The organism is Vitiosangium sp. GDMCC 1.1324 (genome assembly GCF_003044305.1).
Classification (GTDB): domain Bacteria; phylum Myxococcota; class Myxococcia; order Myxococcales; family Myxococcaceae; genus Archangium.
The window spans coordinates 213505-235830 of the sequence record NZ_PZOX01000021.1; the positions used below are offsets into that span (position 1 = coordinate 213505).

The 22326-nt window shown below is 68.6% G+C and carries 19 protein-coding genes and 1 pseudogene; 8 read left to right on the plus strand and 12 right to left on the minus strand.

Annotation, left to right across the window (positions count from 1 at the left end):
- Positions 1-23: 23 nt before the first annotated feature.
- Positions 24-467 (minus strand): hypothetical protein, encoded by a 444-nt coding sequence (locus tag DAT35_RS43790; protein ID WP_108075272.1) that lies wholly within the window; start codon positions 465-467, stop codon positions 24-26.
- Positions 468-762: 295 nt separating this feature from the next.
- Here DAT35_RS43790 and radC point away from each other — a divergent pair, with 295 nt between their 5' ends.
- Genes radC through DAT35_RS43805 form a run of 3 tightly spaced genes read left to right on the plus strand, consistent with a single transcriptional unit; the run spans position 763 to position 3919 of the window.
- A complete protein-coding gene (gene radC / locus DAT35_RS43795) occupies positions 763-1536 on the plus strand; it encodes a DNA repair protein RadC (protein ID WP_108075273.1) in 774 nt (257 codons plus the stop codon).
- The gene (locus DAT35_RS43800) at positions 1533-1847 is read left to right on the plus strand and encodes a DUF3006 domain-containing protein (protein WP_108075274.1); all 315 of its coding nucleotides are present in this window, start codon (positions 1533-1535) and stop codon (positions 1845-1847) included. Before radC ends, DAT35_RS43800 begins: the two co-directional genes overlap by 4 nt.
- A gap of 2 nt (positions 1848-1849) precedes the next feature.
- Positions 1850-3919 (plus strand): ATP-dependent DNA helicase RecQ, encoded by a 2070-nt coding sequence (locus DAT35_RS43805; protein WP_108075275.1) that lies wholly within the window; start codon positions 1850-1852, stop codon positions 3917-3919.
- A gap of 15 nt (positions 3920-3934) precedes the next feature.
- On the opposite strand, the gene DAT35_RS43810 is transcribed toward DAT35_RS43805, so the two are convergent.
- Complete coding sequence (locus DAT35_RS43810) at positions 3935-5455, minus strand: FAD-dependent monooxygenase (protein ID WP_108075299.1); 1521 nt, start codon at positions 5453-5455, stop codon at positions 3935-3937.
- Between the two features lie 63 nt (positions 5456-5518).
- Between DAT35_RS43810 and DAT35_RS43815 the strand changes: the two genes are divergently transcribed.
- Positions 5519-6157, plus strand: coding sequence for a TetR/AcrR family transcriptional regulator (locus tag DAT35_RS43815; protein WP_108075276.1), 639 nt, complete (start codon positions 5519-5521; stop codon positions 6155-6157).
- A gap of 163 nt (positions 6158-6320) precedes the next feature.
- On the opposite strand, the gene DAT35_RS43820 is transcribed toward DAT35_RS43815, so the two are convergent.
- Together DAT35_RS43820 and DAT35_RS43825 are read right to left on the minus strand one after the other, a co-directional pair.
- Positions 6321-6641, minus strand: a complete 321-nt coding sequence (locus tag DAT35_RS43820; protein ID WP_108075300.1) for a hypothetical protein — start codon at positions 6639-6641, stop codon at positions 6321-6323.
- A 44-nt stretch (positions 6642-6685) separates the two neighbouring features.
- The gene (locus tag DAT35_RS43825; RefSeq protein WP_199243173.1) at positions 6686-10096 is read right to left on the minus strand and encodes a tetratricopeptide repeat protein; all 3411 of its coding nucleotides are present in this window, start codon (positions 10094-10096) and stop codon (positions 6686-6688) included.
- Positions 10097-10260: 164 nt separating this feature from the next.
- Here DAT35_RS43825 and DAT35_RS60200 point away from each other — a divergent pair, with 164 nt between their 5' ends.
- Entirely contained in the window at positions 10261-10584 is a 324-nt protein-coding gene (locus tag DAT35_RS60200) for a hypothetical protein (RefSeq protein WP_233262058.1), read from the plus strand.
- Positions 10585-10869: 285 nt separating this feature from the next.
- Here the strand turns inward: DAT35_RS60200 and DAT35_RS43830 are convergent, their stop codons facing one another.
- Together DAT35_RS43830 and DAT35_RS43835 are read right to left on the minus strand one after the other, a co-directional pair.
- Positions 10870-11814, minus strand: coding sequence for an SDR family oxidoreductase (locus DAT35_RS43830; protein ID WP_108075277.1), 945 nt, complete (start codon positions 11812-11814; stop codon positions 10870-10872).
- Between the two features lie 19 nt (positions 11815-11833).
- Positions 11834-12688: a lysophospholipid acyltransferase family protein gene (locus tag DAT35_RS43835; RefSeq protein WP_108075278.1), complete on the minus strand. Its 855-nt coding sequence runs from the start codon at positions 12686-12688 to the stop codon at positions 11834-11836.
- Between the two features lie 240 nt (positions 12689-12928).
- On the opposite strand from DAT35_RS43835, the gene DAT35_RS43840 reads away from it, so the two are divergent.
- Positions 12929-13588, plus strand: coding sequence for a DUF4142 domain-containing protein (locus DAT35_RS43840; protein WP_108075279.1), 660 nt, complete (start codon positions 12929-12931; stop codon positions 13586-13588).
- A 13-nt stretch (positions 13589-13601) separates the two neighbouring features.
- Here DAT35_RS43840 and DAT35_RS43845 read toward each other — a convergent pair whose 3' ends face one another.
- From DAT35_RS43845 to DAT35_RS43870, 6 genes are all read right to left on the minus strand, one after another.
- Positions 13602-14849, minus strand: coding sequence for a chemotaxis protein (locus tag DAT35_RS43845; RefSeq protein ID WP_233262059.1), 1248 nt, complete (start codon positions 14847-14849; stop codon positions 13602-13604).
- A gap of 102 nt (positions 14850-14951) precedes the next feature.
- Positions 14952-15545, minus strand: coding sequence for a DUF4136 domain-containing protein (locus tag DAT35_RS43850; protein WP_108075280.1), 594 nt, complete (start codon positions 15543-15545; stop codon positions 14952-14954).
- Positions 15546-15656: 111 nt separating this feature from the next.
- The gene (locus DAT35_RS43855; RefSeq protein WP_108075281.1) at positions 15657-16904 is read right to left on the minus strand and encodes an imm11 family protein; all 1248 of its coding nucleotides are present in this window, start codon (positions 16902-16904) and stop codon (positions 15657-15659) included.
- A gap of 9 nt (positions 16905-16913) precedes the next feature.
- Positions 16914-18350, minus strand: coding sequence for an AHH domain-containing protein (locus tag DAT35_RS43860; protein WP_108075282.1), 1437 nt, complete (start codon positions 18348-18350; stop codon positions 16914-16916).
- A 152-nt stretch (positions 18351-18502) separates the two neighbouring features.
- Positions 18503-19441 (minus strand): DUF2381 family protein, encoded by a 939-nt coding sequence (locus DAT35_RS43865; RefSeq protein ID WP_146210126.1) that lies wholly within the window; start codon positions 19439-19441, stop codon positions 18503-18505.
- A 57-nt stretch (positions 19442-19498) separates the two neighbouring features.
- Complete coding sequence (locus tag DAT35_RS43870) at positions 19499-21484, minus strand: serine/threonine protein kinase (protein WP_158502132.1); 1986 nt, start codon at positions 21482-21484, stop codon at positions 19499-19501.
- Between the two features lie 183 nt (positions 21485-21667).
- Between DAT35_RS43870 and DAT35_RS59485 the strand changes: the two genes are divergently transcribed.
- Positions 21668-21832 (plus strand): hypothetical protein, encoded by a 165-nt coding sequence (locus DAT35_RS59485; RefSeq protein ID WP_158502133.1) that lies wholly within the window; start codon positions 21668-21670, stop codon positions 21830-21832.
- Positions 21822-22326: pseudogene (locus tag DAT35_RS43875) on the plus strand (hypothetical protein); the annotation flags it as partial. The gene DAT35_RS59485 and the pseudogene DAT35_RS43875, both read left to right, overlap by 11 nt.

Here is a 22326-nt window from a genome sequence, read left to right on the forward strand (position 1 = left end):
GGGGTGCACGCCGCACCCGGGTGTCAGTGCGAGGACAGGAGCTCCGAGGGGATGTGCGAGCGAGGCAGGAGCTCCTCCGCCTGGTAGCGCTTGGAGGTCCGCCGCCGGTCGCAGCGGATGAGGAAGTAGGGCCGGCCCTGCTCATAGTGCCAGTGGATGGCGACGATCACCCCCAGCCGCTCGGGGTCCTTGCGCAGACGCACCTCCTCGCCGAAGTCGAACGCGGGCGGGGAAACCGGCTGGAAGAGGTCCGGCCGGACGCGGAAGGTGCTCTCGCCGTAGCGCAGCACGATGAAGCCCGGCTCCTCGGCATACCCGAGCCGTTCGAGCACCTTGCAGTACGGCCACAGGAACTTCAGACGCTCGAGGTCCTCGGGGTGGACGAGACGGCGCTCGGCCTCGGATTGCCCGTGCCAGGGGTAGAGCCCCCACTCACGTTCCCTCACCTGCTCGGAATCGGTGACCATCGGTACCTCCTCTCGACACACGGGTTCCCTGCACTCGGCCGCGGACGCGGCGCGAGCGCCTGACAGACGTGAAAACCCGGCACTCCTCTGACGTGTCACCGGCCTCCGAATTCCGCCAGTCACCTGCCTCCCGGTCGTGGGGGGATCCGCACACAATGCGACGATCCCGCCCTACGTGCCCGTCCCAGCCACGAGCCGCCCCACGCACCACGGGACGGGTGAAGCGAGGCACGGCCGAGGGAGGCACGTCCGGCACGCGCATTGCTCATGCCACGCGGCGCGGATGGAGGGTGGGATGGAACGGACGGCGGCGTTGGCGACGGTGCGGTGGGCGGAGTCCGCGGGCGATGGGTCGGTGAGGGAGAAACCACCGGAGGCGGAGAGCCCCCGGGAGCGCCTCTTCCGGTTGGGGGCGGCGGCCCTCACCGACCCGGAGCTGCTCTCCGTGCTGCTGGGCTCGAGCTCGCGCTCGCGGGCCCTGGCGGAAGCACTGCTCGCCACGAAGGGTGGACTCAAGCAACTGGTGCAGCAGGACCCTCGCGAGCTGTGCGTGCGCCCCGGAATGGGAGCGGTGCGGACGGCGCAGGTGATGGCGGCGCTGGAGCTGGGACGCCGGGCCCAGCGCGTCACCGAGCGGCGCCCGCGCCTGCGCACCCCGAGGGAAATCTACACGTACCTCGCCCCCAACCTGAGCGCGCTGCGGCGCGAGGTCTTCCACGTGCTGTGCTTCAACGCGCGCAACGTGCTGCTGCACGACGCCCGGGTGGCCGAGGGCACCATCAACGCGTGCATGGTGGACCCGCGCGAGGTGTTCGCCGCGGCCATCACCTCGCGCGCCACGGCCATCGTGCTGGCCCACAACCACCCCTCGGGAGACCCGGAGCCGTCGGGGCAGGACCTGGGCCTCACCGCCCAGCTCATCGAGGCGGGCCGGGTGCTGGGCATCAAGGTGCTGGACCACGTGGTGGTGGGAGATGGGACGTACACCTCGCTGGTGGAGCGGGGCGAATTGCCGCTGCTGGGCGGGGAGAACCGAGGGTCATGGAGCATGGCGGGAGAGCGTGGATGATGGTGGGAGCACTGGGAGTGGTGGCATGCGGCGGGGCGAGCGGGGCCGTCCAGGTGGAGGTACTGGAGGACGAGGTGGCGCAGGTGGTGCCCGTGGGAGGAGGCAAGGCCTACACGGTGCCGCGGGCCACCCTGCCCCCGGGGGCCCGGGAGGGGGACGTGGTGCGGGAGGGCCGCCTGGATACAGAGCTGGGGGCCCGGCTGGCCCGGGAGGTGGCCGAATGGCGGGCACGCCTGGCCGTTTCCGTACCTGACGGGCTGGACCTGGACTCAGGAGCCTCTGGGTCGTTGACGACCAAGAAGGAACAGTGAATATGCGGCGGATGCCGGTGGCCCTGCCCTACTTCGAGCAAGCCCAGGAGGGCTTGGTCCGCCATTTCGGCCTGACCGAGTTCAGGCCGGGGCAGGCCCAGGTCATCAGCTCCGTGCTGAGCGGGCGCAACACCGTGGTGGTGATGCCCACGGGCGCGGGGAAGAGCCTGTGCTACCAGCTCCCCGCCCTGCTGCTGCCCGGGGTGACGCTCGTCATCTCCCCGCTCATCGCGTTGATGAAGGACCAGGTGGAGCAGCTCGCCGGGCGAGGCATCCCCGTCACGTTCATCAACTCGTCCCTGTCGGACCTGGAGCGGGCGGATCGCATCCGCCGCATGCGCGCGGGCGAGTTCAAGCTCGTCTACGTGGCGCCCGAGCGCTTCCGCAGCCCGAGCTTCCTGGACGCGCTGACACAGGTGGGGGTGGATCTGCTCGCCGTGGACGAGGCCCACTGTATTTCGCAGTGGGGCCACGACTTCCGGCCGGACTACGCGCAGCTGGGCCAGGTGCGCAAGCGCCTGCGCCCACCGCGCACCGTGGCCCTCACCGCCACCGCCACTCCCGAGGTGCGCGACGACATCGTCCGCTCCCTGCTGATGAAGGATCCGCAGGTGTTCACCGAGGGCTTCGATCGGCCCAACCTCTTCCTGGAGGTGTTCGACGTCGGAGGGGACGAGGACAAGCGTCGGGCCTGCGCGGGGCTCTCATCGCTGGGGGGCGGCAGCGGCATCATCTACTGCTCCACCCGGAAGTCGGCGGAGAACACGCACTCGGCGCTGTGCGAGCGGGGGGTGAACGCCATCCTCTACCACGCGGGCATGGACGACGACGCGCGGCGCCGGGCCCAGGACGAGTTCATGTCCGCCAAGGAGGCGGTGGCGGTGGCCACCAACGCCTTCGGCATGGGCATCGACAAGCCGGACATCCGCTTCGTCGCCCACGCCAACATCCCCAAGGCGGTGGAGGCGTACTACCAGGAGATCGGCCGCGCGGGCCGCGACAGGGGGCCGGCCTTCGCCGCGCTCCTCTTCAACCACGCGGACGTCTACACGCAGGAGCGGCTCATCGAGAGCAACCACCCGTCGGAGGCCGTGCTCTCGGACATGTGGAACGTGCTGCGCTCGGTGCCCGAGTACGACAAGGGCCTGCACGTGCTGGCCGCCCAGGCAGGTGCGAGCGAGTTCGAGATCTCCTCCGCACTGCGCATCCTGGAGCGCGAGGGCAAGATTGAACGCGGAGGCCGTGGCGAGGGCGAGTACGGCATCACCCTGACGGACAAGGCCTCCGCGACGCAGCCCCACGCCCCGGATGCCCGGCGGCTGCTGGCCTCGCTGCTGGAGACGTTCCCCGTGGGACGCTCGGCCACCACCGAGCTGCCCATCCTCGCGCGGCGCACCGGGCTGTCCGGGGAGGACATCCAGCACGCGCTGAAGCTGCTGGAGCGGGCCGGAGCGGTGCAGGTGCGCCGGCCCTTCTCCGGGCGAGCCATCCGCGCGCTGTCGCAGCTGCCCTTCCGCGAGCTGGGCGTGGACCTGAGCAAGATACGCGAGCAGGAGCGGCGCTCCCTGCTGCAGCTCAAGCGGATGACGGACTACGCCTATACGAAGCACTGCCGGCGGGCCTTCATCCTCAAGTACTTCGGCCAGCAGGACGTGGAAGAGACGTGCGGCAACTGCGACACGTGCGCGGGGAGCCGGTTGCGGCGCCTGGAGGGACTCTCCCGTCCGGCCACCGCCCCCCGAGCCACGCCGACGCTCGCCCCGGGGAGGCCGGACGGCTACAGCGAGCTGGCCGCCACCGAGCTGCGCCGCTGGCGCAAGGAGCTCGCGAGGGAGCTCGCGGTGCCTCCCTTCATCATCTTCAACGACGAGACGCTGCGCGGGCTCGCCGCGGCCCTTCCCATCGACCGGGAGGGATTCCTCTTGGTGAAGGGCACGGGAGAGAGCCGCTGGGAGCGCTTCGGGCCCAAGGTGGTGGAGATCTGCCTGATGGCTCGCGCCGCCGGCCACGAGCCCATTCCGGTGGCCCCGGTCCCGCCCAAGGTGCGCAAGTCCCGAAGCGCCCGCCACTGAGCAGGCGGGGCACGTCTACACAGTGGGCGATCCGAACCAGCGATGAAGCGCGGGCTCGAGGCCCGCCGTGTCGCCCGCGTCGGTCGCCCACGCGATGCACCCATCGGGGCGAAGCAACATCGAGGTCTCACCGCGGACACGCAGGGCGCGAATGCGCGGTTCCCATGCCTTCGCGACGCTCACCGCGGCTCCTCCACCCGCGTCGAGCAGCACGCCGGCACCACGGTGCATCAGTGAATAGAGGCGAGTCTCTCCATCCTCCAGGACGACGGCGCGGTCCGCGCACAGGCGGCCCACGAGCGGATGGGTATCCCCGAGCTCGTAGCGCGTCGTGATGCCGCTCATCATCTCCCCGAAGAAGCGATTGCCCTCGTCGAGGTCCATGAGCCTGGCCACGATCTCTCGAAGCGCCGTCGTCTGCGCATCCGGCCGCATGAGCGCGACCTGGGCACGTGTGATCTCGAGCACCCGCGCCGCGACGGGGTGACGCTCGGAGGTGTACGTATCGAGGAGTCCCTCGGGCGCCCAACGGCGCACCGTGGCGGCGAGCTTCCATCCCAGATTCATCGCGTCGAGCAGGCCCAGATTCAGCCCTTGTCCGCCGAACGGCGAGTGCACATGGGCCGCGTCGCCGACAAGCAGCACGCGCCCGCGCCGGTAGCTCGTCGCCTGCCGCGCGTTGTCGGTGAACCGCGTGGCGGTCTTCATGCCCGTGATTCTCACGTCCGCCCCGCTCACGCGCCGCAGACTGCGCTCGACTTCGTCGACGGTGATGGGAGCGCTCCGATCCGAGGGAGGGCCGTCGAACTCAGCGACGAAGATGCGGCCGGGCGTGGGCCCATACGCGAACATGCCGGCCGCCGTTCTCCGCCACCCGAGAGGCAGCAGCCGTTCCGGGTGATCCAGCTCGACGATGGCCTGATGCCCGGTGAGCGTCGGCTCGGTGCCCGGAAAATCGAAGCCGGCCTGCTTGCGCACCAGGCTGCGTCCCCCATCACACCCGACGAGATACGCGCAGCGCAGGGTGCGCGTTCCCTCCGAGGAACGGGCCTCGACGCTGACGCCCTCACCGTCGTCCTTGAATCCGACGAACTCATGCCCGCGCCGCATCTCGACGCCGAGCGAGCGCGCGAACTCCCCGAGAATGCGCTCGAGCCCCTGTTGCCGCACGCCGCGGAGGCGGCGCTCCGGCTCTCGCTGCCGCGTCTGGTCGATGAGGAACAGTCCCGCGAAGTGCCCACCCATCTTGCGCCAGCCATTGGCGAGCGGGTTCACCTGGGAGCCGGAGACCTTCACCATGGCCGCCATGGCCTCGACCATCGCCTGCTCCTCCGCGTCGAGCGCGGGACCGAGGCCGCGGCGCTCGAGCGCCTCTCCCGCCAGCGCGCCAATGCCTCCCGCCTTGATGGTCTCGTCCATCGCGGTCAGGCGCTCGAGCACCACGACCGAGGCGCCGCCGAGCACCAGCTCGCTCGCGAGCAGAAGTCCCGTGGGTCCCGCGCCAACGACCACGACATCGAAGCTCTCGCTGTTCATGGGCGGCAACCCTAGGTTATTTTTGTACCGAGTACAAGTTTGTTCCGGGTATATCCTTGTTGGATGTCCGAAGAAGAAGGCCTGCGGGAGAGGAAGAAGCGCGAGACGCGGCAGACGATTTCAAACGTGGCGACGCGCCTCTTCACGGAGCGGGGCTTCGACCAGGTGACCGTCGCCGACGTGGCGGAGGCGGCGAACGTCTCCAAGATGACGGTGTTCAACTACTTCCCGAGGAAGGAAGACCTCTTCTTCGATCGGCAGGACGAAGGGCTCGAGCTTCTGCGGGAAGCGCTCCAGAGCCGCCGCCGGGGTCAATCACCGCTCGCCGCGCTGCGGGCGCTCGCGCAAGGGCTCGTCGAGCGACAGCATCCCTTCGCGAAGATAGACGAGGGCGTCGCCTTGTTCTGGCGGACGGTGCAGGAGAGCGCCGCGCTCCGAGCACGCGCCCGCGAGTTGCGCGAGCAACTCGAGGAGGACCTGGCGGCGATGCTCGCGGAGTCGGCCGGCGCCTCGCGGGAGGACTCCACGGCGAAGCTGGTCGCGACGATGGTGGTCGCGGCCTGGAGCATCGCCTACCGCGAAGGACTGCGCCGTCTGGAAGCAGGAGAAGCGCCCGCGGCGGCCCGCTCCGCATTCGTCACCCAGCTCGAGCGCGGATTCGCCATGGTGTTCGCGGGCGCGAAAGGCACCCCCTACGCCTGAACCGCCGCTGGCTCGAAGAGCGCTCCGAGGGGCCTCTTCAGCGTGCGGGGAAGTGGGGGCGGCTAAACTCGGGTGCGCCCCACATTGCGACGGTGGCCTCGCCCGAGCCATTCGCCATCGTCCTGGCATGGATCCAACCGCCAGAAACAAGGCGGGTGCGAGACTACCGCCGCGAGGCCCTGCGCAACACGAAGCTGCGCAGCGAGCCCATGAGCACCCCCACCACCACCGCGAGCAGGAAGATGATGGCGATGGTGGTGACGCCGAAGACGAGGCGCAGCACGGACTCGGAGAGACGGCCGGCGAAGTAGGCATCGCGCAGCGGCTGCATCAGCCCCACCAGCTCCAGCGCCCGGGCCGGCAGCGAGTCGAGGGAGAGGGAGAGCCGCTGCAACAGGATCGAGGGCCACACGCGGCGCGCGCCCTCCACCCCGATGCCCACCACCAGGTAGAGCACCGACAGCAGGAAGGCATTGCCACCCATGATGCGCATCAGCGGCAGGGGCGGCGGGGTCTGGGGTTGCACGCTTACTTGCCTCCCACCTTGCGCAGCAGGACCGGCAGGGCCTTCTTCACCCGGCCCGCCTCGGGAGAGGCCGCGGCCAGCTTCAGGAAGGTCTGGTACGACGTCACCGCCCGCTCCGTCTCGGCGGGGTTGCGCACGAGCGCGTCCGCCAGGGCCAGCCAGGCCAGTCCGTCCACGGGCTCCAGCTCCACCGCGCGGGAGAGCGACTTCATCGCCGTGGCCTCGTCGCGCTGCTTGAGCGCCACCTGCCCCAGCACCAGGTGCGCGCGCCCGGAGAAGGGCTCCAGCTTCACCGCCTCATCCGCGGCCGTGCGCGCATCCTTCGCCGCCCCGGCGGCGAGCAGCACCCGGGCCATGGCCGCCTGGGCGAACGCCTTGTCCCAGTTGGTGGACGCCTTCTCCGCGATGCCCTGCAGCACCTTGGCCGCGGCCCGCCCGCCCGAGTCCTCCACCCAGTGTTCACCCGCCAGGCCACACGTGGCGTCCGGCCCCTCGCGCCGCGCCGCCGCGAAGGCCGACTCCGCGTTGCTCACCAGGCCCTGCCGCAGGAAGGCGAAGGCGATACCGCAGAAGGTCTCCGGCGACTTGCTGTCCAGCTTGTTGGCGCTCTCCAGGGCCGCGAAGCCGCCCTTGGTGTCTCCCAGGGCGAAGAGGATGTCCGAGCGCACGCGGTACGACTCGGGGTCGTTGGTGACGAGCTTCACCGCGCGCGCCGAGGCGGCCTCCGCCTCCTTCATCCGCCCCTCGTGGTACAGCGCCAGTGCGAAGCCCTTGTGGGCCCCCGCCGCACCCGGGTTGTCGAGCTGCCACTCCTCGAACTGCTTGAGGGCCTCCTTGTTGCGGCCCAGCGCCAGCAGCGCGCGGCCGAGCGCCTCGCGCGCCTCCCCGTGCGAGCTGTTGCGCTCCACCGCCTGAGTCAGCGGCTTCATCGCTAGGTCCGGCAGGCCCCGGGCGATGAGCAACCGGCCCAGTGCACAAGGAGCCTCATAGCCCCGCGTGTCCTCCGCCACGGCCGCCTCCAGCAGGGAGCTCGCCTTGTCCAGGACCTTGTCCTGCCACTGCAGCAACCCCAGCGCCGTGCGCACCTCGGCCTTGGCCGTCTTCGCCGCCGCGAGCGTCTTCTCCAGCGCGGCCACCGCCCGCTCGCGCTCGCCCTCGGCGACGTCCGCCTGGGCCAGGTAGATGATGGCCTCGGCGGGGTAGCGGTCCTCCACGCGCGTGCGGGCCAGCTCCACCCGGGCGCGCTTCCAGTCGCCCAGCTTCGTGTACGCCGCGCCACGCACCAGCGCCACCTGGCGGCCCTCACCCTCCACCCGGGAGAGCACCTCGCGCTCGCGGTCGCGGTCCAGCAGCGCCCGGCCCAGGCCCGCCTTCGCATCATCGCTGTCGGGCTTGAGCTTGAGGGCCTCCTCGTAGGCGCGCTGGGCGGCGGCCATGTCTCCGGCCACGCGGTTCGCCTCGCCGAGCGCGAGGAAGGTCTCGTAGGCCAGCGGGCCCTTCATCCCCTCGGTGAGCAGCGTCCGCGCGTCGCGGGCCTTGCCGAGCGCCGTCATCAACCGGCCCTTCACCAGCCGCTGGCGATCGCGCAGCGAGGCCGGCAGTGCCGAGTCCAGCCCCAGCACGTCCGAGAGGGCCTGCTCCAGCTCCTGGCCGAGCTCCAACCGGCTCTCCGCGATGCCGAAGCGCGCCACGGGGTGCTCGGGAGCCAGCTTCGCGGCGGCCGTGTACATCTTCAGGGCATTCACCGGATCGCCCGCGTCCCGGTAGTACGTGCCCAGCGACAACAGGGCGCGCACGTTGCGCGGTGACGCCTTCAGGGCGCGCTCGAGGCGCTCCACGGCCTCCTTCGTCTTGCCCTGCTCGAGCAGGACGGAGCCCGCCAGCGCCTGCGCCTCCGGGGACTCCACCTTCGCGCCCAGGAGCGCCTTGCGGGCGGCGTCGCGGCCCTGCGCGTCGGCCACCAGCACGTCCACGAGCAGGGAGCTCACCGGGTGCTCCGCGCGCACGCCCGGGTGGCCCAGCGCGGCGAGCGCCTGAGCGCGCTCGTCGGCGGAAGCACCCTCCGCGTACCGCAGGGCATGGGCGTAGGCCGACAGGGCCCAGGCCCGGGTGTTGTCGTCCTCCAGATCCAGCACGTGGGAGAGCAGCGCGAGCGATTCCTGCCGCGAGGCCTCCGTGTCCTGCTCGAGGAGCCGGGAGACGCGATCCAGCGCCGCGGCGAGCGCCTGGCCTCCCTGCTTCGCCCGCACGACGAGGAACGCGCCGAACAGCACCACCACGAGACCCACCGCGGCGAGCACCTTCAGCGCGCGGCCGGAGAGGATGGCACCCGAGTCCTTGGGAAGGAGCTTGTCGCGAAGCTCGCGCTCATAGGCCGCGGTGAGGGCGGCCACGTCCTGGACGGGAAGCCGGGTGACCTGAGCGGCGGCCGCGGGGGGCACCACCGAGACTTCCGCGGTGGCCTCGGGCAGACCCTCGAGCAACCCGCGCCGGGAGCCCGTCGCACCCGCCTGCGCGGCGGGCGGCTCCTCGGCGGCGGGCGGAGGGAGCGTGGGCTCCTCCAGGGGAGGCAGGTCCGAGAGCAAGCCTCCATCGCCCGAAGGGGCGGCCTCCGCCGCGACGGCCACCTCCACGTCCGTCGTGATGGGAACCTCCGCTGACAGGAGCAGCGGCGCGTCGTCGACGGGCGGTTCCTCCCCGGAGGACTCGACCGGAGCGCCCTCGACCGGAGCACCCTCGACCGGAGCGTCTTCGACGGGAGCATCCTCGGCGGGAGAGGCCTCGATCAGAGGAGCCTCGGCCGGAGAGACCGGAGCGGCCTCCGCGGACGTGCCCCCATCGATCTCCGAGGCCTCCAGCGCCAACACGGGAGCCTCGTCCTGCCCCTCCGCCACCACCGCCCCGGCGGCCGCGGGCGCATCGGGAGAAGCCTCCGGCGAGGGAGCGGACTCCTCCGGGGCCTGGGGCTCGAGGGCGTTCAGGTCACCAAAGGCCGGGGCGGGACCACCCGCGAGCGCCGCCTGCGCCTGCTCCATCCAGGCGCGTACGCGCCCATCGTTCGGCTGCAGAGCCAGCGCCTTGCGCAGGATGGGCAGCGCCGAGCGATAGAGGCCCTTCTGCAGCAGCACCTCGGAGATGAGGTTGTAGGCGTGGGGGTTTTCCTTGTCGATTGATACGGCCTGATCGAACTGGGCCATCGCCTCGGCGGGGCGCCCCATGTGGATGAGGGCCTTGCCCCACAGCACCCGTCCCGTGACCGAGTTGGGGTGGTGGGAGATGCCCTGTTCGCACACAGCGATGGCGCGGGCATGCTCGCCCTTGGCGATCAGCGCCTTGGCCAGTTCGACAAATACCGACGATGCAGGATCCTGGGCGAGGAGCTGCTCATAGCGCTCCACCAACGATTTGGCCATGCGGCCCGGGACCATAGCACCGGGACACCTCGCGTTTCGCCCCCTCTGGAATGGGTGCTAGCCTTCTCCGCGTGATTCGCCTGCTTGCTATGCTGTCCGTCCTCGTCCTCGGTGGGGCGTGCGCCCACACGAAGAAGGGTGACCTGGAGACTCTTCGCCCGACAGTGGAATCCTTCCATCAGCGTGTGCGCTGGAAGGACTACCGCTTCGCCGCCCGCTTCGTCGTCCCCGAGCGCCGTCAGGATTTCGAGAGGGCCGTCCGGGAGAACAACGACGAGCGGGACCTGGACATCACCGACTACGACATCGATGACGTGGAGCTGAGGGATGAGGGCTCGCGGGCCATCATCACCAGCACGTTCCGCTGGACGCGCCTGCCCTCGCTCACGGTGAAGAAGGAGACCGTCACTTCCGAGTTCGTCTACCGGGAGGGGAAGTGGCTGCTCGAGCGGCAGCAGGGCGGGCCGTTCGACGGCGTGCTGCCCTGAGGGGTGCCGAAAAAAAAACCGCCCACCGCCTCGGGGCCGGCCGAGACGGTGGGCGTCGGAGGCTCCCCCATGGAACCCCCTAACCATGCATGGCCTTAGAGCAATGCGGGTGCCAATCCCCTGGCCGCCTGACTCCCTCCTGAAATCAAGAGGTTGCACGACCACCCCCGGTCGAGAGGTGTGTCGGAAAAACCATGGAGCCTGACAGGTGTGTCAGGTTCGCCACGGAGGCAGGTGGCTCGGGGCCCTGACATGGCTGTCAGTAGAACCCCTCACGCGCGCCCCCTACTCGCCCACGACGGAGCGGATCGTCTCCCGCATGGAGTGGCGTGGCTTCCAGTCCACGTCCTTCTGCCAGCGCGAGCCATCCACGTTGCAGAGGAACTGGATGTGATCCAGCTCGGGCGGGGGGAAGTTGGCCAGCCGGTACTTGAAGAGGACGTTGAGGAGCGGCCGGGCCACCGGGTGGGGCACGGGGATGGGGCTGTGGCCCAGCTCGCGGTGGATGGCGGACAGGGGCACCTCGCCGGGACCCACCACGTTGTAGACGCCCTTGGGCTCGGGACGCAGGGCGGCCTCCACCATGGCGCGCGCCACGTCCTCCACGTGGATGAGCTGCACCATGGGATCGAACCCCGCCAGCATCCACGGGCGGTGCAGCCGCAGGTAGTTGCTGGGAGCGTTCTTGATGGTGGGACCCACGATGTGGACGGGCCGGAGGATGACCGTCTGGATGTGGGGGTGCTTCCAGAAGAAGCTGTGCGCGAGCATGTCCACTTCGATGAGGTCGCGCACTCCCGAGAAGCGGCTGGCCGCCATGAGCGGCGCGTCCTCGGTGAGGAAGTTGGAGTTGTCCGGGCTGGGGCCGTAGACGTTGGCCGAGGAGAGGACGACCACCTTGGGCACGCCGTACTTGGCGCAGTACTCGAGCAGGCGCGTGGTGCCCACCACGTTGAAGGAGTGGTGCTCCTCCTCGCTCATGCGCGGGTCGTGCATGATGCCCATGTGGATGACCGCGCGGATGTCGTTCTTGCGGAAGACGTCCTCCGCCTTCTTCTTGCGCAGGTCCATCTGGTGCATCTCGACGTCCTTGGGCCGGCCCACGAAGGGGCGCCGGTCGATGCCGATGATGCGCTCGTGCTTGTGCAGCAGCTTGGCGAGGGCCCGGCCCAGGTTGCCGCTGATGCCGGTGACGACGACGGCCGGTCTCTTGGAAGGATCCTGATTCATGGCGCGCGTGCCGGGCCCGTCACCAGAAGACGCCCTGGCGATCCTTGAGGCCCTGGTTGAGCATGGTCTGGATGGCGGTCTTCACCGTGCGGACCTTCTTGTCCAGCTCGGAGTCCTCGTCGTCCGGGCGGCCGGTGAAGCGCAGCGGGTCTCCGAAGTAGATGCGGTACTTGGTGGGCAGCGGCAGGGGCAGCCCGGTGACGGTGACGGGGAAGGTGGGGAAGCCGAGCAACTTCGCCACGGGCTTCACATCCATGAGCGCGGGGGCCTGCTCCTCGGCGCCCACCACGGCGACGGGGACGATGGGCGTGTCCGTCTCCAGGGCCAGGCGCATGAAGCCCAGACCGAACTCCTGGAGCTGGTAGCGCTGGGGCCACAGCTTGCCCAGGCCGCGCACGCCCTCGGGGAAGACGAGGATGGCCTCGTCCGCCTCCAGCAGGCGCCGGCAGTTCTCCGGGGTGCCGACGATCTGCCCCACCCGGGCCATGAAGGTGGAGACATAGGGCAGCGAGGGCACCCACTTCTCCACCATGCTGCGGATGGCGCGCGGCGGCTCGGCCTCCAGCAGCAGGGACACGCCGATCATCGCCCCGTCCATGGGGAGCTGGCCGGAGTGGTTGGAGATGAGGAGGACACGCCCCTTGGGCACCTTCTCGATGCCGTAGGTCTCCACCCGGTGGTAGTGCTTGTAGAGCCAGACCAAGGGGGCGAGCGCCGACAGGCTGTAGTCGAGGTTGAAGCCGAACGGATCCACCCCGTACTCGTTGCCGGAACGGGCGAGCGCCTGCAGGCGCTCCTTGCGCTCCGGCCCCATCATGCGCTCCGTCCACCCCCGGAGCTCCTGCTTCACCTTGTCGCCGAGCTGCTCGAGCATGGGGCGTGTCTACACCATCGTCACCCGCGCCGGGAGGGAAACGGGGCCGGATGCCTCCGGGCAACCCTCCAGCAAACGCCCGCGGTGGCCTTCCGGAACCCCCGCGGCACGCCCCTCTCGTGCGCCGATTCCCTGGACACCCTCACCAGACGCCCGCCACCCCGCCTGCCCCCGGCGCTTGTAAGCCCCTCCACCGAGCCCCAGCTTTGCGGCGTCGGTTGGGCCAAGGAGGTTGGAGACATGAGGATGCGACGATGGCTGTGGAGCGCGGGGTTGCTGGCGGCCATGAGCCTGGGCGCGGGCTGTGCCCATAATGAGGAGCAGCAGGCGCGCGCCCATGGAGAGAATGTGGGCAAGGCCTTCGCGGAGAAGGTCCGCTTCGCGGACCAACTCTCCCTGCTGAACCAGGAGCAGATCGCCCTGGGCAAACTCGCGCTCCAGAAGTCCAGGGATCCCGAGGTGCGGGCCTTCGCGAACGAGCTCATCCAGAATCACAAGAAGAGCGAGGACGACCTGCAGAACCTGGCGGCATCCAAGGCCTTCACGCTGGCCGAGGTGGACCTGAGCACGGAGGGCCAGGGCATCGGTGGTGCGGGCGCCGAGGGCGCCGTCAAGGGCATGGAGAAGGGCAACGAGAAGTACGACAAGAAATACGACAAGCAGGTCAACGAGTACATCGAGAGGCGCAACAAGCTGGAGGGCCTGAGCGGCCACGCGTTCGACAAGGCCTTCGTGGAGCAGGTGAAGAAGGACCAGAAGCGCGGCGAGAAGCTCGTCAACGAGGGCCTGAAGGAATACCGTAACGACACGTCCCTGGCCCTGCTGCTCAGCCGGACCGCACCCGTCATCAACAGCCAACAGCAGCGGGTGGAGACGCTGAAGGGCTACCTCGGCGAGTAAGCGGCGTCCCCCCTCAGTGGTGCGGTTCGCCCGGATGCTCTCCGGGCTCGCCGCGCTCCTCGCCCGGACCAGGCCCCCGCGCCTCGTCCGGGTGCGCCTCCGGAGGCCCCCTGTCCCTCGGGGGCCCTCCGCCCCCTCTCGAGCGGCCCCAGGGCACCACCTCTCCGCGGCGCAGGGCCCGGGACATCAGCATCGCGACCCCGACCAGCCCTACCAGCATCAACACCATCAGCCCCAGCAGCCACAGGAAGATGTGGTCCACCAGGTCCTCGGCCCGGTCGAAGGCATGGTCCACCCAGCCCCGGCCCATGGTGTCCGTCTGCGCCAGTGTCTGCACCCGCTCGGAGTGGAACGCATCCAGCACCGCCACGCGCTCGCCCTGCACGCCCTCCAGCACCGCCCGCCGCTCGGAGGAAAGGAAGTCCTGCAGCGCCTCGCGCTCTCGGGACACCAGCGCGGGGGTGTTGCCGGCCAGCGCGCCCACGCGTACCAGCACGTCCACCGCCCGCCCCATCTCGTCCACCACCGGTCCCAGGGCCGGTGTCCCCCCCAGAATCTCCTGGGTGGCGATCTCCGCCTGCCAGCGGGCCTGCCGGGGCAGGCTGACGGCGTACAGGTCCGTGCGTTGAATCAGATCCTGCGTGTCCTGGAGGGCGGCGGCCGTCGCCCCCAGCAGACCCACCCCTGAGCGATCCGTGAAGGACGCCAGCAGGGGCACGGTGGATTCGCGCGTGATGAGAGGTCCAGTCAACGGATGCTTGCCGGCCCACGTGTGGACGACCTCCCTCAGATTGGCCACGTCCTCGCGTCCCGACAGCTCCCGCCAGAGCACCTCCACCTCCGACTCCAGCTCCCCGAGCGAGCGCTGGAAGGGCGTCACCAGCTCCGGCGGAGCAGCCTTCGGGAGCGCCTGCTCGAGCTGCGCCAGCAGGGCCCAGCCGTCGATCAGCGCCGCCACGGGATCCGGCTGGAGCAACGCAGACTGCATGACGGGCACCGCGTTGCTCTTGAACCGGAGCAGCGACGCGCGCAGCTCAGGCGAGTCGGAGCGCGCGGCGGCGTCGTCGGCGGTGGCCTCGAGGACGGCAGGAAAGCGCCGCGCCATGTCCCGCACGCGGATGCGCAGCTCGCCCACGGACATGTTCGACTTCCCCACGCGCTCGAGCAGCGCTGAGCGAGGCTTCAAGGTGGCACAGGCCCCCGTCAGCACCACGAGCAGCAGCGGGAACAGGAGACGCGAGTACCGAGGAAGGGTGTGCATGGGGAAGACCGGCTCCCCAGCATGCACACCCATGTCTGCCCCGCCGAGCGGCCCCGCGGGACGAGACCGCGTCATGTGCCGGACATGCCGGCCCTCCACCCGCTACTGCTTCTTGGGCTCGGGAGGGAACTTCCCCAGCATCTCGTTGACTGCCTGGTTGATGAGTTTCTGGCTCTTGTTGGCGTCCGTCTTCTCGGACAGCTCGGCCTGAGCAGTGCCACGCCAGACGAGCTTGTTCGAGGCGGTGTCCACGATGTCGAGGATGAGCGTCCCCTGGCGGTACTCGCGGACGACGGGCGTCGTCACCCCTGTGCCGCCGTAGGCGACCGGACCGTAGAAGGGATCGTACCAGGGATCCCAGCCATAGCCGTAATAGGAGTTGACGTAATCCACATCCACCTTGTGGTTGATGGCGCCGTGCCAGCCAATCTTGAAGTCCGACTGCTCGCTCGGGTCCACCTTCTTGTAACCGCGAGACTGGAGATCATGGTCCACCGCCCCCTCGACGCGCGCCTGGATGATGGGGTTGTAGACGTTGGGGTCCGCGCCTTCCTTGACGGGCAGCCAGGAGTAGGTGTGGTAGCTGGAGATCTCCTGCACCGCATTGGGGTCGTAGTTCGTGCTCGTCTTGAGAGTCGAACAGGAAGCGAGCCCGAGCACCAGCAAGGCGCCGGCCAGACGCAATCGGAAGGTCATGTCGTTCTCCTCGTGCCCCCAGGGGCATTTCACTCCTGGACAATAGGCATCGGGAGACCTGCGCACCGGAGGGGAACACGCCTGCCCCTCCCTCGAGTCCGAGGAGCGCCCTCACACCACGGGCTTGCGCCGGGCGAGGGACAGATGCTCCTCGCCGCTCGCGGCGAATCGCCGGGCCAGTTCGGCCTGCCCTTCCGGGCCGTGCTCCAGGAGGTACTCCAGTTCCTTGGGCAACAACGCCTTCACGGTGATGAGCTTCACCTCACCGGCCGGCATGGCGAAGTGCCGCGGCAGCGTGCGCGACTCCATACCCAGCAACACCCCCACCCGGCCTTCTCCAGTCACGAGCGCCTTGGGCATCTTCTTTCCCGACACCTCCATGGAGAACAGGCCCTCCGTCACCTTCTCTCGCACGTGCTCGTGCTCGGCCACTTCATCTCCCACGCGCTGGAGGAGGAGACAGGGCCATGCCTTATAGACTTCCTTCATGACCGTGTCTGTCTCTAGAGCGAGCTCCAGGCCGAACCCCACGGACGGCTCTTCGCGTTTGGCGAAGTAGTCCGACAGGCCATCCGTCACCAGGAGGGTGCGGCCTTCGGGGCGGCGGATGACACACCAACGCTCCCTGTTTCCTGGCCAGGGGCCGCCGACGACCATGGGGATGATGGCCGACGCATCCAGCGTCCCCAGGGTGCGCCAGAAAGCTTCGCGGGCGGCGTCTGTCTGCTCCCGCCGCGCATACGACCTGCGCCTCTTCTCACGCTCCTCGGGCGTACTTGCTGCCGGGCCGGTAACCTCTATGAACTTCGCGCCCGTTGCGCCAATGCGCTCCAGGGCCCGCTTGATGTCTTCGGAGACAACGAGTGTCCCCTCCCAGCCCCATGTGCGGAACACCTTGGCATCGCCCACCCTCGTGGGCTCGATGCGCATGTCGTAAACGGCCCGGTAGGTCCCAGTCATCTCCGGGCGTCCGTCTTCCGACTTCCAATACTGCACCTCGCCGGACTTCTCATCGTCGATGCACTTCATCACGCGAGTACAGACGAGGATGTAGAACCGCTCGGGATGGGCTTCGACCTCCACTGGGATGAGTTGCACATCCTTGGATGCCAACTCGGCGAGAATGGACGCAACCCTGTCGCTGACAACGGGAACCTTGAGGCCTGCCTCAGTGAAATCCAGCGACCTACCATCGCCCGCCCGGATGGGCACCTTGAGCTGCTCCTCGATGAGGAGCGGTGTCCCTTCTGTGAATCGCCAATCATCTACCTCCTGCCCCTGAGGGTTGGTAGGCGTACCCAGGTCCCAGCGTCCGCGGATGTAGACATCATCAGTCAGCTCGAAATACCGGTTCGACATGGCACGGTCTCAATGCGGAGCGCCCTCGACGAGGAGCTTGTAGATTTCGGAGTTCTCATCGGAGAGTTCTTGCGCCAGCCTTCGAAGCTCTTCGATCAGCGCATCGCGACATTGCAGGGTGCTCCGGCATTTTGCCGTCGCCCTGAAGAGTCGATCGTACACTCTCTGGTGGTACTTCTCTGGATGAGGCCCCTTGTGGCCCTTGATTTGAATCTTGTTGGCCGGGTCATCCATCGACATGCCGGCCTTGTCGAAGATCTTCTTGAGCCGTGGCGTCCAGGGCCCGCCACGCAAGGTGGACTTGTTGTTCTCGACGGTCGCGATGTGGTGCAACTCCGGCTTGTTCTTCCGCTGGACCGCATCGGCGAGAGTGCCTCGGGCGGCCATGCTGAAGGCGTTGGCGGGCAGGACGATGTGGATGGTGCCGTCGGCCACGGCGACCTTCACCCTGTCTGCTTCCTCCGCCGCAGTCAGCAGGCGTACACCCCGTGACCCTGCCGAGCGCGCGGCCCGCGCAAAACCCGGCAGCTTCGGCGCCCTGGACATCAGTTGTGCCGTGCTCCCTACCGCGGCGGTGCCCAACATGACGAGAATCCGCACGCTGTTGGGCCCTATCACCTTGCCGAAGCGCTCCCCCACCTCTCGCAGTTCCGCGAACGTGGTGGCCCGTGCCGCATCCTCCTGGAGTTGCACGTAGCCACGCATCAGGTCGAACAGCTCCCAGCCCAGGTAACCCCACATCAGCGCCGTAAACGCAACCGCAACGCCCTTGGAAACGGGCTCAGGTGACGCCAACAGCGCAAGGTACACACCGAGGGTGATGCTCACCGTCGTCCACAACTGCGCCGTGGAGAACATGTTGCGCAGTTCCGCGTCTCTTGCCTCCAGTGCCGGACCCACGGCGAGTGCCAGCGCCAATCTGGCCTTGTCCTCGGCGTCGAAGCGCGAGCCGTCCTTGAACAACTCGAGGCAGTCTCCCGGAGTTCCGCACCGCTCACAGTAGCGCCCGTAGGACTTCGCCAGCTCCGACTGCCATTCCTCGCCCACTGGCTGCGCGGAGGCCAGCATCCTCCCGCGGCTGGCGTACAGCGGCGAGGGGAAGGCAGAAGCTGCCACCCTCATGGGTACTTCCAACAGCAGGCCCGCCATGGCCTCCCGGAACTCGGCTTCGCTCACCCGTACTGCGCCGAAATCGGTGGGCAGACGGACACGGCCCGGCTCATCCTCGTCGTCGTCCGCCTCCTCCGCATCCGCTCCAGCCGTTGGTGACGTGGCGCCGTCGCTGGACCGAGGCGCCAGCGGCTGGTAGTCGTGCGTCCCCCCCACACTGCTCCGAGGTACGCCGGCACACGCGGTCTGCAAGACGAGCACGATGAGCGCCAGCGCCCCCAACGACGAAGGCCGCCTTGCGCCCGCCGGGCACGAACCAACTTGCTGGGTGGACACACCGCACCTCCTCTGCAACCCGTGAGACACGGAAGCTCAAGGCTCGGGATTACAGGGAGATACTGCCAAGGCCGTCAAGGTGTCGGGTCGGGATCGGGATGACGAACGCAGGAGGGCGGCTTCTCCTGAGGAGCGAGCTTCGTTGTGCACCCCTATGGGAACGTCACGTTTCCAAGCGTGACGATCCGCTTCTTGTCCGCGTCCCAAAGGGTGAGCGTGTAGGTGCCCAGGGCCTCTGACTCCGTGGCCAGTACCTCCACGACTACGTGGCCGTTCCGCAGAGACTTATCGGGTATCTCATCATCCGGGAGAATGGGGCCCGACGACCAAAACGGGAGTGACTTCAATACCTCGCCCTTGGGGCCACGTAGCGCCACGCCCGCCGCACTCCAAGACCTCGTGCCCGAGTTCGTAAGCCACACATCCACCGCGACACGGTTGCTGCTGCGATAGCTGTAGACGCTCTTTTTCGAAAGAGATCCTCCTTTCTGCTCGTGTATGGCCTCTGTCAGGTCCTTGAATGCAATTCCCCCTCTCATCCAATCAGCAGCAAGAGCGCCCCTGAACCCCTCCGGTACATCTCGCTCGGCTCGCAGTTGATGCACGTCCGCCCTGCATTGCCGGACCTCTGCCTCGGCCGTCTCCGCCACCGCCTGGAAGTACTCCACCGGACGCCTATGGCGAAACACGTCCACCTGCTGCATTCCGAGGGCGGGATGCCCTAGGATCAGGAACGTGGCACAGGCCGGGGCGGCACCATCCGCGAAACACACTTCCACCTCGAAACGCCTGCCGGGCACCAGGTCGTCCGGAGGAACCAGCGTGAGTGTCCTCTGCCCAAGGGCAACGTCCTTGAAGAACTCACGATCCTGAATCCTCACGGACTCCGGAAGAAGCGGCGAGTCGAAATTGAACGTGATGGACAAACGTGGGCTGACACACACCACGGGAGGTATCGCGCCAGGAGTGGCGACCAGTTCGATGCGGGGGCTCGCCACGTCACACTCATCAATGGGGGGAGCCTCCGAAACCTTGGGCGGAGAGGTGAGCAAGGCCATCACGAGCGCGATGGAGGGGGACGAAAGAGGCACGGAAATCAACTCCAGGGACTGCGGAGGGAGGAGCGGGTGGGCCACCCATACGCGGCCCTACTCGAAATGCTTCACCGCCTTGACGGCTTGCTCGGAAAAGACCATGGCTGAGTCGGCCGGCCCGCCGATGTCCTTCCTGTCCACACCGAGCTCACGGCCGGATCGGGTCACAAGCGCCATGCAAATGTTATACGTCTTTCCCCCACGCACCCGGGCCTGGGTGAAGCGGCCATAGACGCGGTCTTCACTGAAGAAGAGCTTCCCGGAGAGCTCGGCTTGAGGCAGTTCCCCAAAGAACTCCATTGTCGTGAACGTGGAGGACTCCCGCACCGTGAGAATCTTCGTGGCCTCGAAGGGGATCAAGGAGGCATTGATCCATAGACCCGTTCTGATGCCCAATTTGTCCATGGTCTCCAGCGCTCCGGGAGGGCAGGCCTCGGGCTTGGGCAGGCGGTACGCAACCCTGGATGGGGAAGGGTTCACCACCTGGGTTGTCCCCGTGCAACCGGTGAGGAGGAATGTACAGGCACCCGCCGTGCAGACCTGCTCGAGGGTGGGGACACACCGGCGCGACACCTTTCGCTGTGGGCCGGGCGCGGGCTTCTCTTCGGACTTCGAACGGGAGTCTTCCTTGCGAAGCATGGCAGTGGCGAATTCGGACGCGGGGAGAGAGGGAAAGTACGGCACCGCGCCCACCCCAGATTCGATGGGCTTCTCCGCCGTCGCCACTTCGTGGAAAAGACTGGCATTAGAAGTGGGGCATTGCCCGACCAACCCAGCGGGTGGAGGCGCAATCGCTTCCACCTCCTCCCCCGCGGACACGGGGGAGCGCGTGCGCGAGGCGAAAAGCCCCACTCCCACAGCGGCCATCACCAGCACGGGCAACAGCACGAGCGCCGCTCGCCCCAGGGCGCTCCGGGCCATGGCGCGCAACGGCAGCACCCCCACCCAGGAGGGAACCACGTGCGACAGCATGCGTCGCCACACGTTCCGCTCCCTGGCGGGAGGAAGCAGAGGAGCGCCCTCCACGTGTCCGGGCTCGGCGGCCACTGGCGGCACATGGAGGGATTGACGCACCGGAGGCAGGACGGCGGCCTCCACCGGCGCGGGGACAGGCTCACGCACGGGCGGGGACTCCTCCACGCGCGCCGCCTCGGCCTCCACCTCCGGTGGAGTCTCCGGCTCCGCCAGCGGCACGTCCCAGCCCTCATCCCCTTCCGCCCCGGCCAGCCCCCCCTCCAGCGCCGCCCACACGTCCTCCATGTCCTCGTAGCGCGCCGCGGGCTCCTTCTCCAGCAGGCGCATGCACATCTGGCCCAGCGCCACGGGCACGCGCGGGTTGCACTCCCACGGCACCTGGGGCGTCCGGGTGCGGATGTGCTTCACCATGTCCAGGTTGGTGGCGCGTGAGCCGAAGGGCAGCGTGCGCGTCAGCAGCCAGTACAGCGTGACGCCCACCGCCCACACCTCGTCGGAGACGGCCCCCGGGTAGTACGTCCCATCGCCGTAGTGGTCCCACAGGAACTGGTAGGCCTCCGGGCTGTAGAACTCCGGCGTCCCCACCAGCTGGCCCCGCCCCTCCACTGAGGACAGTCCCTCCAGGTGGCTCACGCCGAAGTCCACCAGCACCGGCGCACCGTCCGTCCGCCTCACCAGGATGTTGTCCGGCTTGATGTCCCGGTGCAGCGCGCCCTGGCGGTGCACCTGAGCGAGTGCACGCGCCACCTTCGACACGAGCGTGGCCACCTCGCGCGCCGACAGTCCATGTGTCCGGGCGTGATCCTCCAGCGGCAGGCCCTCCACCCACTCCATGACGAGGTAGAGCAGCCCGTGCTCCGGGTCCGGCCATCGGCCGTAGCCCAGCACGCGCACCACGTTGGGGTGCTCCAGCCAGCGGAGGATGTCGATCTCCCGCTCGCCCCAGGGAGCGACCGGGCGAGCCAGGAAGAACTTGAGGCCGAAGAAACGGCCGGCGCATTCGGCCTTGAAGACATGGCCCTGGCCGCCCCTGCCCACCTGCTCCAGGATCCGGTAGGCGCCCACGCAGTCTCCGGGCACCGGCAGTCTGTACGGCGAAAGTAGCATGGGTGGACTCTACCTCCGGAGTACGGAGGCCCGCACGTCTTCTTAAGGCGGGTCATTGCCGTGTGTGATAGTCGCCCTGTTGGAGTGAGCGGGGATTGATTGGGCGCCGCCGCTTGGGGGTGCTTCCGGAGGGCGCGCACGATGAGGACTTCCCCGTGGGCCGTGCTGCTGCCGTGCCTCTGTCCGGCGCTGGGCGGTGCAATGCGCTTGGCCGAGGATGGAACCCTGCTGCACCCGGAGTCGGACGGGACATTGCGCCCGGGTACCTACGCCTCGCTGGGCCTGGGGGTGGACAATGCGCGCTGAGGCCCTGGCACTCAGGTGGGCGGCGCTGCTGCTGGGAGCCGTGCTGCTCTCCACCGGCTGCGTCACGCTGGCGCCGCGACAGGGTGGCAGCCCCGCCGAAGGCTCCCACACCCTCTCCACGTTGCGAGACACGGCGGCGACTGCGCCCCCGCTCGAGGCGCCCTCCCCTCTTGCTTCCACGGAGGTGGGCGAACACGCCCTCTCCGCCGAGCCGGGCGAGCAGGAGCGGCTACACCGCCGCCGCAGCGCCCGCGGACTGGGCCCGGATGCCGCCCTGGTGCGCACGGGCGAGGTGCCCGCGTACGAGGTGGCCAGCGCCAGGCCTGCCCACCAGGAGCCGCCCTCCTGCGGAGGCCAGGCCGTGCCCCCGGGCTGGCCCGACTTCTCCTCCAGTGACAAGGAGGCACTGCTCGCCCCCTTCCTCTCGTGCACCTCTCCTGGGGAAGTCCTCGCCCTGCAGGAGCGCGTGGACATGCCCCGGCTGGTGGAGGCCT

What these genes read in the sequence shown, in the direction of transcription:
- DAT35_RS43840 (WP_108075279.1), top strand. Translation starts at nt 12,929, where the DNA reads ATGAGGATGCGACGATGGCTGTGGAGCGCGGGGTTGCTGGCGGCCATG.
- DAT35_RS43850 (WP_108075280.1), bottom strand. Translation starts at nt 15,545, where the DNA reads ATGACCTTCCGATTGCGTCTGGCCGGCGCCTTGCTGGTGCTCGGGCTC.
- DAT35_RS43825 (WP_199243173.1), bottom strand. Translation starts at nt 10,096, where the DNA reads ATGGCCAAATCGTTGGTGGAGCGCTATGAGCAGCTCCTCGCCCAGGAT.
- DAT35_RS59485 (WP_158502133.1), top strand. Translation starts at nt 21,668, where the DNA reads ATGAGGACTTCCCCGTGGGCCGTGCTGCTGCCGTGCCTCTGTCCGGCG.
- radC (WP_108075273.1), top strand. Translation starts at nt 763, where the DNA reads ATGGAACGGACGGCGGCGTTGGCGACGGTGCGGTGGGCGGAGTCCGCG.
- DAT35_RS43845 (WP_233262059.1), bottom strand. Translation starts at nt 14,849, where the DNA reads ATGCACACCCTTCCTCGGTACTCGCGTCTCCTGTTCCCGCTGCTGCTC.
- DAT35_RS43790 (WP_108075272.1), bottom strand. Translation starts at nt 467, where the DNA reads ATGGTCACCGATTCCGAGCAGGTGAGGGAACGTGAGTGGGGGCTCTAC.
- DAT35_RS43805 (WP_108075275.1), top strand. Translation starts at nt 1,850, where the DNA reads ATGCGGCGGATGCCGGTGGCCCTGCCCTACTTCGAGCAAGCCCAGGAG.
- DAT35_RS43800 (WP_108075274.1), top strand. Translation starts at nt 1,533, where the DNA reads ATGATGGTGGGAGCACTGGGAGTGGTGGCATGCGGCGGGGCGAGCGGG.
- DAT35_RS43820 (WP_108075300.1), bottom strand. Translation starts at nt 6,641, where the DNA reads ATGGGTGGCAATGCCTTCCTGCTGTCGGTGCTCTACCTGGTGGTGGGC.
- DAT35_RS43835 (WP_108075278.1), bottom strand. Translation starts at nt 12,688, where the DNA reads ATGCTCGAGCAGCTCGGCGACAAGGTGAAGCAGGAGCTCCGGGGGTGG.
- DAT35_RS43855 (WP_108075281.1), bottom strand. Translation starts at nt 16,904, where the DNA reads ATGTCGAACCGGTATTTCGAGCTGACTGATGATGTCTACATCCGCGGA.
- DAT35_RS43815 (WP_108075276.1), top strand. Translation starts at nt 5,519, where the DNA reads ATGTCCGAAGAAGAAGGCCTGCGGGAGAGGAAGAAGCGCGAGACGCGG.
- DAT35_RS43830 (WP_108075277.1), bottom strand. Translation starts at nt 11,814, where the DNA reads ATGAATCAGGATCCTTCCAAGAGACCGGCCGTCGTCGTCACCGGCATC.
- DAT35_RS43810 (WP_108075299.1), bottom strand. Translation starts at nt 5,455, where the DNA reads ATGAACAGCGAGAGCTTCGATGTCGTGGTCGTTGGCGCGGGACCCACG.